The 12,189-nt window shown below is 50.5% G+C and carries 10 protein-coding genes; 5 read left to right on the top strand and 5 right to left on the bottom strand.

Features of this window, described 5'->3' with window-relative positions; genetic code table 11:
• Nucleotide 1 precedes the first annotated feature (1 nt).
• From NDA03_RS08330 to NDA03_RS08320, 3 genes are all read right to left on the bottom strand, one after another.
• Nucleotides 2–1,867 carry a Gldg family protein gene (locus NDA03_RS08330; protein ID WP_348237803.1) on the bottom strand — a complete coding sequence of 622 codons (1,866 nt, stop codon included), beginning with the start codon at nt 1,865–1,867 and terminating at the stop codon, nt 2–4.
• A 315-nt stretch (nt 1,868–2,182) separates the two neighbouring features.
• The gene (locus tag NDA03_RS08325) at nt 2,183–2,986 is read right to left on the bottom strand and encodes an ABC transporter permease (RefSeq protein WP_190677418.1); all 804 of its coding nucleotides are present in this window, start codon (nt 2,984–2,986) and stop codon (nt 2,183–2,185) included.
• The gene (locus NDA03_RS08320) at nt 2,987–4,039 is read right to left on the bottom strand and encodes an ABC transporter ATP-binding protein (protein WP_348237802.1); all 1,053 of its coding nucleotides are present in this window, start codon (nt 4,037–4,039) and stop codon (nt 2,987–2,989) included. It abuts the gene before it with no gap.
• A gap of 99 nt (nt 4,040–4,138) precedes the next feature.
• Here NDA03_RS08320 and NDA03_RS08315 point away from each other — a divergent pair, with 99 nt between their 5' ends.
• Together NDA03_RS08315 and NDA03_RS08310 are read left to right on the top strand one after the other, a co-directional pair.
• A complete protein-coding gene (locus NDA03_RS08315; protein ID WP_348237801.1) occupies nt 4,139–6,196 on the top strand; it encodes an S-layer homology domain-containing protein in 2,058 nt (685 codons plus the stop codon).
• Between the two features lie 220 nt (nt 6,197–6,416).
• Complete coding sequence (locus NDA03_RS08310) at nt 6,417–7,130, top strand: hypothetical protein (RefSeq protein WP_348237800.1); 714 nt, start codon at nt 6,417–6,419, stop codon at nt 7,128–7,130.
• 48 nt (nt 7,131–7,178) lie between these two features.
• Here NDA03_RS08310 and NDA03_RS08305 read toward each other — a convergent pair whose 3' ends face one another.
• Nucleotides 7,179–7,739 (bottom strand): phycobiliprotein lyase, encoded by a 561-nt coding sequence (locus tag NDA03_RS08305; protein WP_348233055.1) that lies wholly within the window; start codon nt 7,737–7,739, stop codon nt 7,179–7,181.
• Between the two features lie 137 nt (nt 7,740–7,876).
• Between NDA03_RS08305 and NDA03_RS08300 the strand changes: the two genes are divergently transcribed.
• Nucleotides 7,877–8,401 carry a hypothetical protein gene (locus tag NDA03_RS08300; RefSeq protein WP_190689732.1) on the top strand — a complete coding sequence of 175 codons (525 nt, stop codon included), beginning with the start codon at nt 7,877–7,879 and terminating at the stop codon, nt 8,399–8,401.
• Nucleotides 8,402–8,465: 64 nt separating this feature from the next.
• Here the strand turns inward: NDA03_RS08300 and NDA03_RS08295 are convergent, their stop codons facing one another.
• The gene (locus tag NDA03_RS08295) at nt 8,466–9,137 is read right to left on the bottom strand and encodes a HEAT repeat domain-containing protein (RefSeq protein ID WP_190415008.1); all 672 of its coding nucleotides are present in this window, start codon (nt 9,135–9,137) and stop codon (nt 8,466–8,468) included.
• Nucleotides 9,138–9,203: 66 nt separating this feature from the next.
• On the opposite strand from NDA03_RS08295, the gene ptsP reads away from it, so the two are divergent.
• Nucleotides 9,204–11,711: a phosphoenolpyruvate--protein phosphotransferase gene (gene ptsP, locus NDA03_RS08290; protein WP_348237854.1), complete on the top strand. Its 2,508-nt coding sequence runs from the start codon at nt 9,204–9,206 to the stop codon at nt 11,709–11,711.
• Nucleotides 11,712–11,732: 21 nt separating this feature from the next.
• Nucleotides 11,733–12,098 (top strand): Lin0512 family protein, encoded by a 366-nt coding sequence (locus NDA03_RS08285; protein ID WP_190531363.1) that lies wholly within the window; start codon nt 11,733–11,735, stop codon nt 12,096–12,098.
• Nucleotides 12,099–12,189 lie beyond the last annotated feature (91 nt).

Here is a 12,189-nt window from a genome sequence, read left to right as displayed (position 1 = left end):
ACTAACGTCTGAACCACCAAACCAGTCCGGCTGTAAGGAACCCGATTAAGGGCATAATCAACACAGCTATCCAACCCACTAGATTGGCTTGGTCTTGGGACAAGTTGATGCGACGGTCTTTTACTTCTTTGGGACGGATGGATAAAAGTTGCTCATCCTGTTTGCTTAACCAGCTGACGGAGTTGAGGAATACATCTCCATTGAGTTGCTGCTCGAATAAACCATCGCTTGCAAAATCAGAATTACCGAGGACAACTAGGCGGGATTCTGCTGGCTTTTGGTCAGCATTTGCCGTCTTTGCCGGTGAATTGGTTGGACTTGGGGACGCGCTGGGGCTTGCGGTTGCTGATGGGGCGGGAGAAGCTGATGTCGTCGCCGTCGGGGTTGGGGACGGGCTGGGGCTAGCGGTTGCAGTTGGGCTGGGAGAAGCTGATGTCGTCGCCGTCGGGGTTGGGGACGGGCTGGGGCTAGTAGTTGCGGATGGGGAGGGAGAAGCTGATGTCGTCGCTGTTGGGCTTGGGGATGCACTGGGGGCGGGGCTAGCGGTTGCTCCTGGAGACGCCCCTGGAGACGCTGTTGGAGTTGGGGATGGTGCAGACACACTTTGGGGAGGATAGACGCGACTTAGGGCGACGCCGAGAATTAAAGGCCCTTGGCGATCGCTTTGGGGGTCAAACTGCAAGCGATCGCTTTCGGGATTGCTCTCAGCCCAACTCTGGTCATTTGTCACCAGCAAAGGCGTCGCCTGGATACCGGCGATGGGAGTCACTTCAATCGGTCGTGCAAACGGGTAGAAAGAACGACCATCCTGAAAATCTTTCGTAATCGGATGTTGACCGTAGCGCGTAACCATAATCACCGCCGGACTCAGTCCCGCCTGACCGCCGGACAAGTCAATGGCAAGACGATTATCCAGCCTCACGCCCCAATCTTTGAGCAAGTTATCCAGACCGGGATTGGTATTCCGGTCTACCATCACCAGTAGCCTACCGCCGCGCTTCAGGTAATCGCTCAAAGCGGTGACTTCAGCTGCAAACAGCGCCCGTTTGGGGCCAGCAATGACGATGAGGTCAGCATCTTGGGGGATTCCTGGAGTTTTCGCCAAATCTAGGGGTTGAGTGGTGTAGCTTTTCTCTCCCAGGCTAGTCACCGCCTGAGAGATGCTTCCTTGCGCCGCTTGTAAGGGACGTTCGCCGTGACCTTGGAGGAAGTAAACCTTGCCAACGCGATCGCTCGTAATTTGGGCGATCGCATTCGTCACCACTGTTTCTGAAAGGCTCTCCCCGCGCTGCGGATTCACTGTCTGGATGAGCTTTCGTCGTCCCTCCGATTCCAGATAAACTTCCCCTAGAGATTGAAGGTTAAACCTTTGAGCCAGTCCGGGTCGCAGTTGCGGATCGACAAATTCAAAACTAAATTGAGAGCCATATCGTCGGTAATTTTCCAACAATTGTTGGTCTTGAGGATTCGGATTTTCTTCAAATACCCACAACTTGACTGGCTGCGATAAATTTTGCACTAATTGCTGCGACTGGGGGGCAAGGGTAAATAGCTGATTTTCCGTTAAATCCACTCGCACAACACGGCGAACACCCAGAAAATTAATCAGCCCCAAAATCACCAAAACCGCCAGCGTTGCTGCTAGAGCATTGGTTCCCGCCTGAGTTGACCGGCGTCCCCAAAAGCCATTTGGCGAACCGCCCAAAGATAGCAGCCATAACCCAATAATTACAATTCCAGCAACGATTAAACCTACGGGCACAGAACCCCAGCTACTGGATACCAATCCAGCAACTAGACCCGTAATTGTCAGAACTGGGCCAAGCAAAAAGAGATATTTTAAATACTTCCAATTAATGGTTTTCATGTTGGCTAATCAGTAATTGGTAATTGGTAATTGGTAATTGCTGCCAATAGATTTTAGGTAAGTGTTTAGCTTAGGTAACAGTTCGTTAATGGTAGGTTTGCGGGTGCCGATCTGTTCATCCGTCAATAAATCTCTCCTCGCAGGCTGAATCCTTATCTAAACGAAGCTTGTCTACGCAGGTAATAGAGAGGCAGGAAAACGCGAAGGCGGTCTTTGTAGGCGCAAGCCCCACCCTTTAAGGTGTGGGCTACTTGCATCTCACGCCTTCGGTCTTCTCATCGCAACCACTCCATTCGCGATTCGCCATTCGTAAATTTAAGAGCGCTGATAGCGTAAAGCATCGATAGATTGAGCAGTCAGAAACACGCCTAAGATAATGTAGCTTGCAAACATAATCAAACTGCTGGTATCAACCACACCTTGGACTAAAGTGTTGTAATGTTTGACTAAAGATAAATGATTCCATGCCTCTCCTAAAACGCCGCCGGTCAGTTTCGCTAAAAGCTCGATCAGCGAGAAGCATAAAATTAGCACAAAGGTAAGAATTGCTGCCAAGATGGTGCTTTCGGTGAGGGAAGAAATAAACATTCCCAAGCTAAGAATCGCGGTGGCAACCAAGATTAATGCTGCATGACCCAATAGCGGCACCGCTGGGGGTAGGGGTGGGCTTGATGCATTAAACGCGATCGCTTCGTATGCCAGCAACGGCAGCACCATTGTGATAAAAAATGTCACTACCCCCAACAATTTACCCACCGCCACCGCCCAGTTGGTGACTGGCGAAGTGGCTAATAGCTCTAAAGTCCCTCGCTTGCGTTCCTCGGAATACAGCCCCATTGAGAGAATGGGCAAAATAAATAACGATAAAAAAAACATTGCCCCCAGAAAGCTTTGGAGGGTGTTATAGGCGACATCGATGGGGGGAACGGGTGCGCCAATTTGCTGTCCTTGAAAATAAATATCCAAAGCGCGATCGCTCTCACTTTGCAATGCAGTGAGGAAGAATAATCCAGCTAAAAACCAGAAAGCACCCGCGACGATATATGCCAGCGGCGAAGCGAAATAGCCCTGCAATTCCTTGCGATAAATCGCCAAAATATTACTAATAATTACGCCCATTTATTCAACTCCTCCAGATTGCTCATCTGTGGAAACAATGGCAGCAGCTTCTGCTGGCGAGGGAGGGGATGTCCCATTGCCATCGGTTTCATCCGTATCCATATCGACGACCTTTTCTTGGGTTGTCAGTTCGATAAACACGTCCTCAAGACTAGCGCGAGTGCGTCGCATTTCATACAATGCCACCCCCGCCCCAATTAAAACCGCAGCAATATCACGCGCCGGTTCTGTACCCGGTTCTGATACTACACGGATAAGAGTGCGATTGGGCGGTAATTCCTGGCTGGGGATGGATTCGACAAAACGAACTCCGGGCAAAACTAAGAGCATATGTTGCACAGCTTCTACATCCCCGTCGATTTCCAACTCATAGCCCGATCCGCCCGCTAGCTGTGCTACCAGATTTTCCGGGCTATTCGTTGCCACAAGCCGACCGCGATTGATAATTGCCACTCGGCTGCAAGTCATACTAACTTCCGGCAAAATATGGGTAGAGAGAATGATTGTGTGGCTACCGGCAAGGCTTTTAATTAAGTTGCGAACCTCGATAATTTGCCGAGGGTCGAGACCAACCGTGGGTTCATCTAGAATAATCGCGGGTGGGTCGTGGACGATCGCTTGGGCAATGCCAACCCGTTGGCGGAAGCCTTTAGAAAGCTTGCGGATGAGTACCTTGCGTTTTTCGGTGAGGTTGCAGCGTTCCATTGCTGAATTTACTTGGGATTTGCGATCGCGTCCGGGAACCCCCTTTAGCCGCGCCACAAAATGCAAAAATCCCTCCACGCTCATGTCAGGATACAAAGGTGGCGTCTCCGGTAAATATCCAATCCGCCGCCGTACCGCCATTAAATCTTCATGCACATCGTACCCAGCAATCCGGGCAGTCCCACTGGAAGCGGGTAGATATCCCGCCAAAATCCGCATGGTTGTTGTTTTTCCGGCACCATTCGGCCCCAAAAAACCCAAAATTTCCCCAGGTTCCACATTAAAGGTGACATCCTGGATGGCTGGGGTCGCGCCATAGATTTTGCTTAAATTTTCAACTTCGATCATTATGGGTCATTGGTCATTGGTCATTGGTTATGGGTCATTGGTCAAAAGCAAACCACTAAGGACAAATGACAAAGGACTAAATTCAAAACTCTTTACTTTATGGGTCAACCAATGCTTTATGTCAACCCAGCAACTGGCAAAGATAACAGTGTCGGGAACTCATCTGCCCCGCTGAAGACGCTGACTCGTGCCCTGAAGCAGGCTCAAGCCGGAACTTCGATTCAGTTGGCATCTGGGATTTACAATGCGGCTGGGGGAGAAGTGTTTCCCCTGGTAATTGCGGCTGGGGTGACGGTGGTAGGGAATGAATCCAGCAAAGGCAAGGGAATTCAAATCGAAGGCAGTGGGGAATATATTAGCCCAAGCTTTGGCTCCCAAAACATTACCCTGCGGCTGGAAACGGATGCCCAACTGCGGGGAGTTACGGTAACAAATCGGGGGGCGAAGGGGACAGGGGTTTGGATAGAATCGACATCGCCCAGGCTGGCAAATAATACTTTTACCAGTTGCAGTCGCGATGGCGTCTTTGTCACGGGTACCGCGAAACCGGCAATTTTAGATAATGTCTTTACCCAAAATGCCTCCACAGGTCTTTCTCTCGTCCGCAATGCCAAGGGGGAAGTGCGTCGGAATGTGGCAGAGAGAACGGGTTACGGAATTTTGATTGGAGATCAAGCGGCTCCCCTAATTACCGATAATAAGATTTTTGCGAATCGGGCGGGGATTTTTCTGTCTCGTGACGCGACCCCGGTGCTGCGTCGCAATCTGATTGAGAAAAATACACAAGCGGGGCTAATTATCAATGATGCGGCAAAACCGCAGCTAGGGAGCCGTCAAGAGCCAGCGGGTAATATTCTGCGGGATAACGGGGAAGTCGATCTGCAAAATCTGACCCGGTTCGCCGTCGTCTCAGCGGGAAATCAGCTGAATCCAGTGCGGGTACAGGGAACGGTGGAATTTGTGGCGGCGACGGTTGCCGCTACTTTTACAATGGGACCCGCCCAGTTTAGCGATGTTGCCGGTTATTGGGCGGAAGCGTTTATTCAGGCGCTAGTGGCAAAAAATCTGATGAGTGGCTTCCCGGATGGGACGTTTCAGCCAGAAGCGGCAATGACTCGCGCCCAATATGCCGCAGCGATCGCGAAAACCTTTAACTTGCCGCCACGACCGGGAAATCAGAGCAGTTTCAAGGATATTCCAGCAGATTTTTGGGCGGCGGGGGCGATCGCGAAGGCGGCATCGATGGGTTTTATCTCTGGGTTTCCAGATAACACATTTCGACCGGGGCAAAATCTAACGCGGGTGCAGGCGATCGCATCTTTAGTCAGTGGTTTAGCACTTACGGGGGGTAATTCTAGCGTCTTGGGAGTTTATGGCGATCGCGCTCAAATTCCCAGCTACGCCACAGATGCCGTCGCTGTTGCCACCACGAGGCGCATGGTGGTGAATTATCCCCAGGTTCAACAACTCGAACCGATGCGAGACATTACCCGCGCCGAAGTTGCTGCACTCATCTATCAGGCATTAGTCACCACAGGGAAAGTCAAGGCGATCGCTTCTCCCTATATTGTCAATCCGGAAGTGAATCCCGACTCCTCCCTTCCCAGCTTCAGCGACATTCAGGGACACTGGGCAGAGAATTCTATTCGAGGATTGGCAAATCAAAACCTGCTGGGTGGCTTTGCCGATGGCACTTTCAAGCCAGATGATCGACTCAATCGGGCGGGATTCGCGGCTTTATTAGTTAAAGCCTTTAACCCCACTTCCAAACGCCCAGGCATTCAGTTTACCGATATCCCCCCGACTTTCTGGGCGCAGGCGGTGATTCAACAAGCTTATAGCGGTGGCTTCATTACCGGATTTCCCGACCAAACCTTCCGCCCTCAGCAGCCGGTTCTGAGAGTCCAGCTGATTGTCTCTCTGGTGAGTGGATTGGGCTTTGCCTCAGGGGATGAAAAACTATTAGACAAGTACGAAGACCGCGCAGCGATTCCAGCCTATGCCCGCCCTGCTATTGCTGCTGCTACACAAAGAGGTATCATTGTGAACCACCCGGCACCCGCACAACTCAACCCAAATCGAGAAGCCACACGAGCCGAGGCAGCTGCTATGGTTTATCAAGCATTAGTTGCCACTGGGCGATTGCCTGCTTGCTAGGGGCTTTCGCCGTCGGACAAAAAATCTTGGGCGATCGCCATAAATTATCGCCCGTAGGCAAAAGCCCTATCGCTCGCATATTCTACGTTTTTTGTCTAATACTTCTCCTGAACTGGTGCTGAGAGTGCAAGATATGAATATCACCACTGACTAATGACTGATGACAGCTAAACGCTAATCTGCGATTAATATTATTTCTGGTCTGCCAAGTTAACTTCTGATGACAGAGTCAACACAAGACTCAGCTACTGCCTACGCAACGACGCTGCTTCTTTACTATTGTTTTGAACTGATTAGGGGTTACACGGCTGAGGAATTGGTAGCCCATTGGGTTCGCGACTTTGGTGCCGACTGGGTGCCTCTAGCCGTGATTGAGGCGCTTTATCAGGGACGTTACAAAGCGATTTCTGTCGAGCAAATCTTAAATTTCTGGTCTCGGCGCGGTCAAGCCCTGTATCACTTTAACTATGATTTTGAGCGCTTGGTTTGCCGCAATTTTCCCCAAAATTTGACGGAAGCAGCCGATCCGCTACCAGCAACCTTAGCTTCTAACCCTGAGCCAAGTTTAGAGCGAATCAAGGCGAAAGAGGCGATGAATTCAGTTTATTCATCCTCAACGGAAGCATCTGTGGGTGCCAGTGACGAGGCGATCGCGATCGCCCACCCAATTGCGATCGCCCAGACGCCCTCCCCAGAGGAGGGTGCTGCTTCCGTCCTGTCAGAACCGACAAACACGGACAACCCTAGGGACGTTGCCAATTCAGAAGACGCCAACGCCAGCCTTGCGCTGCGTTCTAGCCACAAAAATTATCAAGCAAATTGGTCGCGCTGGGATGTCAGCAAGCGACCAATACACCAATTCATCCCAACGGCAGATGATTCTGAGTTTTACCAAAAACTCAAAGCCGTTGCCCAGAGTGATGAAGAGACTTAAGCCCTTGAAAACGGAAAATTAAAAATGAACAATCCTCATTTTTAATTTTTAAGTGTTGGCGACGGTGTCAACGGCTTTTTCTTGTGGCTTTGCGACGCCCATGCGAATTTCCGAGCAAAAAGAAGCCATTGAGAAGCCGCCAAATCGCTTTAAAATACTGGCTCGTAGCCGCAAGTTTTCGCTAGCAAACCAGATGCGTTCTTCCGAGTACATCGTTTCATACTCGGTAATCAGCGTGAATGAATTATCGCTACCGATGACATAGCGACCTGCGACCGATGCTTTCTCGGCATAGCCCATGTCGCGCAGCAACTGACCTTCGTTCGGCTTCTCCGGGTCGGGAATCGGGACGAGAACGCTAGAACCCGCGTGCTTTTCTTGATCCCATTCCATCGTGCCATCCCAGCTAACGCGAGCGCCTCCCCAAGCTAAGCCTGGGTCAACTTCGTACTGTTCGCAGAGCTTGATCACTTCCGGATCTTCTGCCGAGAGCATCTCGATCTTGATGTCTGACTTGCCACTTTCTGCTTGCTTGAAAGCCAGATGGTGACTAGTACGCTGGGAAAACCATTTGCCTGCACTCAGCTGGAAAAACTCTTGAATATCCATGAATCAAACTCTTCTGGACTAATAATTTTTAACATCACTTTCAATATCTTAGATTGACCAGTCGCTAGAGAGAGTGATAACCGCTGACCTCTACTTTATAAAAGGTTAAAGAGTTTTCGGATGAGTAAACCTGCATCATGTCTAGAATTCATGGCACTCCCAGCGATGACTACATTGAAGCCACCCAGTGCGACGATGTTATTTTTGGGTATGCTGGCGACGATACCCTGGTTGGCAAGTCAGGCAACGATATCATCCACGGTGGGCAAGGAAATGACCTGATTCAAGGGGGAGAGGACGAGGATTCCCTGTATGGCGAAGGTGGGGATGACTTTTTACTGGGGGGTTCGGAGCGCGATCGCTTATTCGGAGGCAACGGTGACGATGTCTTGGTTGGCGGCGAAGGTGACGATCGCTTAGATGGGGGTCCCGGCAATGATGTCTATATTTACGCTCCCGGCGATGGTTTTGACACCATTGAGGATGAGTCGGGAATCGATATCCTGCGATTAGACGAAATCTTCTCGAATGAGATTACGGTTGATTTCGTCCTCGGTGGTTGGCTGTGCGTATCTTATCAGGGTCAGCCCATCGTCAAGATGCGCGGTGTGGAGCATATTCAGGTAGAAGATGGCTTGTTTTCCGTCGCTCACTGGCTGTAAGCAATTAAAAATGTTCCCATTAAAAATTAAAAATGGAGAATCCCCCATTTTTAATTTCTAATTTTTAATTGTTTTCAGATAGCCGCTTCAGGGAGATGGTGGCAGCGGTAGCAACGTGGGGATGACGGTCTTTTTCCAGGTAATTGAGCGCGGAGATACTCTTGGCGCTGGGCAAGTGTCCTAGGGCTTCGGCAAGCCGCTGACGGACAAGCCAATCCTCAGCTTGGGCAAAGCGAAGGATTTGATCGACGGCTCCTACTGCTTTAATTTCACCGAGTGCCGCGATCGCTGCCTGTTGCAACACGACTTCTTCGCTATCTAATGCCCGAACCAGTACGTCGAAAGCGCGGGGATCTTTTAAATTGCCCAAACTAACGGCGGCGCTGAAACGCACCAGCCAATCGGTATCTTCGTAGAACGCCCGCACCAAGGGTTCAAATCCTCTGATATCGCACAGGTAACCTAAGGCACCAGCGGCGTCGGCGCGAATCCCGTAGTCGGGGTCAGTTTCTAGCAATTTCACGAGAATCGGAAAGCATTCTTCGGTCGGTTTAAGACCCAGTGCAAACACCGCCATTGAGCGAATTTGCAGGTTTTCGTCGTCTAAAACCTTTTTGATCAGGGGTACAGCGTCATCTGCCGATACTTCACGCAAAGAGGCAAGCGCCAACATGCGATCGCGTGAATTCGGACTTTCTAGCTGGGCACCAATATTTTCTAAGCTGGGATGAGTCATAAAATCCTAAGCTCTTTAATAAATCTTAACATAATTGAGCGAGTTATCTCAGGAAGTGGTGGAGAGATGGTGGGAATTGTCATCGTATCGCATAGTCGAAAGCTGGCAGAGGGAGTGCAAGCGTTAGTGCAGCAAATGGTTCAAGGTGCCGTGTCGCTGGCTCTCGCAGCGGGAATTGACGATCCGGAAAATCCCTTTGGTACGGATGCAATGCAGGTTTATCAAGCGATTGAGTCGGTTTACAGTGAGGATGGCGTCCTCATCTTGATGGATTTGGGGAGTGCTGTACTGAGTGCGGAAATGGCGTTGGAGTTTCTGCCAGAAGAACGGCGGCATCAAGTGAGGCTCTGCGAGGCACCGCTGGTAGAGGGAGCGATCGCCGCAGCGGTAACAGCAGCATCCGGTGCAAATATTGAGCAAGTCATCCGCGAAGCACGAGGAGCATTAGCAGCGAAAGCCTCCCAGTTATCCGGTATTAATCCTTCGGAGTCCATCGGGGCATCGGTCAGTGCCCAAATAAGTGCCCAAAGTCAGGTAATCCATCTCACCGTCCGAAATCAGATGGGTTTGCACGCCCGTCCGGCTGCCAAATTTGTTGCTACCGCTTCCCAGTTTCAATCTGAGATTACGTTACAAAACATCACATCTAGCAGCGGATCGGTCAATGCTAAAAGCATCAATCAAGTCGTTACGCTGGTCATCCGCCAAGGGAATGAGATAGCGATCGCAGCCTCTGGAGCGGATGCCCAAGCCGCCTTAGCAGCCTTGCAACAGCTAGTAGAAGCCAACTTCGGGGAATCAGTCGCGGAGGTTCGGGGTGGGGAAACCCCGCTTCCGGAGCAACCCCAATTCCCTATTTCCAATTCTCAGTTTTCTGGGATTCCTGCCTCTGCGGGTATTGCCATCGGCAATATTGCGATCTATCAACCCACCGTTCTCAACGTACAACAGCAGCAAGCAGACAATCCCGAAGCGGAATGGCAACAGTTACAGACAGCAATCGAGCAAACTCGTCATCAGATTCAAACCCTCCGCTACCAAATATCTGCTTCGGCGGGAGAAGCACAAGCGGCGATTTTTGATGCTCATTTGCTTTGCTTAGAAGATCCCTTTGTAATCGATCGCACGCGTCAGCTGATTTTCGAGCGAAATTTTAGTGCCGCCGCAGCTTGGAAGACTGTTATCGATGAGACAGTTGCAGCTTACGAAGCATTGCCAGACTCGTACTTACAAGCACGCGCCGCTGATGTCTTTGACGTGGGACAGCGAGTGATGCGATCGCTTACAGGTACAGCACCCGCTTCTATAAATTTGCCAGAACCAGGGATTTTGGTGGCGACTGACTTGACTCCTTCGGAAACGGCACAATTAGATCTCAGCAAAGTTTTGGGAATTTGTACGGTTGCTGGCGGTGCGACTTCTCACAGTGGAATTTTAGCGCGATCGCTCGGCATTCCGGCGGTTGTAGGCGTGGGTGCTGAGTTGCTGCGCTTGCAGAATGGCACGCTCATCGCCTTTGATGGGGAAACTGGCGAGGTGTGGGTGCAACCAGACGATAACCAGTTGCGGGAATTACAAGCAAAACGCAATCGCCAGCAAACGCAACAACAGGCGTTACAAGCTGCTGCACAGCAACCCGCTATCACCCACGATGGACATCAAATTAAGGTGATGGCAAATATTTTGACAATACAAGAGGCCAAAATTGCTGTAAATACGGGTGCAGAAGGGGTGGGATTGCTGCGGAGTGAATTTTTGTATTTCGATCGAGTCAGCATCCCGACTGAGGAAGAACAACGAGAAGCGTATGAAGCGATCGCATCTATCCTATCTCCCCATCCCCTGATTATTCGCACTCTCGATATTGGCGGAGATAAACCCCTCCCTTACCTAAATTTGCCACCAGAAGCCAATCCCTTCCTGGGATGGAGAGGAATTCGCTTTTTACTAGATTCCCCAGATTTACTGAAAACTCAGCTACGGGCAATTTTACGCGCCAGTCACCAACACTCGATTAAGGTTATGTTTCCGATGGTGGCATCCGTGAGAGAAATCCGCGCCGCCAAAGAGATTTTAGCCGCCGCTAAGACAGAATTGCGCTCTTTGGGGATGAGTTTTGATGAAGCAATGGAAGTCGGAATCATGGTGGAAGTGCCAGCAGCGGTGACAATGGCTGACAAACTAGCCGCAGAGGTAGATTTTTTTAGTATTGGCACCAATGATTTGAGCCAGTATGTCATGGCAAGCGATCGCACAAACCCCAAAGTTGCGACTCTCGCTGATCCCTTTGAACCAGCAGTGCTGCGAATGATTCAGCAAACTGTTACCGCTGCTCATCATGCTGGGATTTGGGTGGGAGTGTGCGGCGAATTAGCTTCATCAGAGTTAGCGACACCCATTTTAGTCGGATTGGGCGTTGATGAATTCAGTATGAACTCCCCAGCCATTTCTACGGTGAAAGCAGCGATTTCAAAGTTGAGGATAGATGAAGCGGAAGCGACCGCATCTGCTGTCTTGCAGCTAGATTCAGCCAAAGAAGTCAGAGAATATATTGCAGGTCAGTTGAAAACATAAAGTGTCGTCAGAGGAGTAACGGTGGCTCGTAAACGCTTAATTATCGAGATGGGGATGGGAATCGATCAGCACGGACAGGAACCCACTGTCGCCGCAACCAGGGCTGTCAGGAATGCGATCGCTCACAATGCTTTGCCGGGTGTCTGGGAAGTTGCAGGTTTAAGCGACCCCGATCAAATGATCGTTGAAGTACAGGTGGCAGTGCCTTACCCAGAGCAAGTACGGGAAGCGGAGGTGTTAGCTGTATTACCTTTTGGGCGCAAAACTCTCACTGTTGAGTCTGGCGGAATGGTCGTTCAAGGTCGAGCAATTGCCTCACTCAATGATAAGAATGACGAAATGCTGATCGCGGTTGCGGCTGTTACCGTTTTGGTGGAAACCGATTAGTTGCGTAGGAAGTGGAAGCGTTTGCCACGCTTCGTTTTAGAAGCCTGCGTCCCGATATTAGATAGATTCGTATCGGCTAATTTATTAAAGT

The sequence above is a fragment of the Trichocoleus sp. Lan genome, from assembly GCF_039961855.1.
In the GTDB taxonomy this organism is placed as follows: Bacteria; Cyanobacteriota; Cyanobacteriia; order Cyanobacteriales; family FACHB-T130; genus FACHB-T130.
Note: the sequence above shows the minus strand (reverse complement) of the source record. Positions and strands in the feature narration are given on the sequence as shown.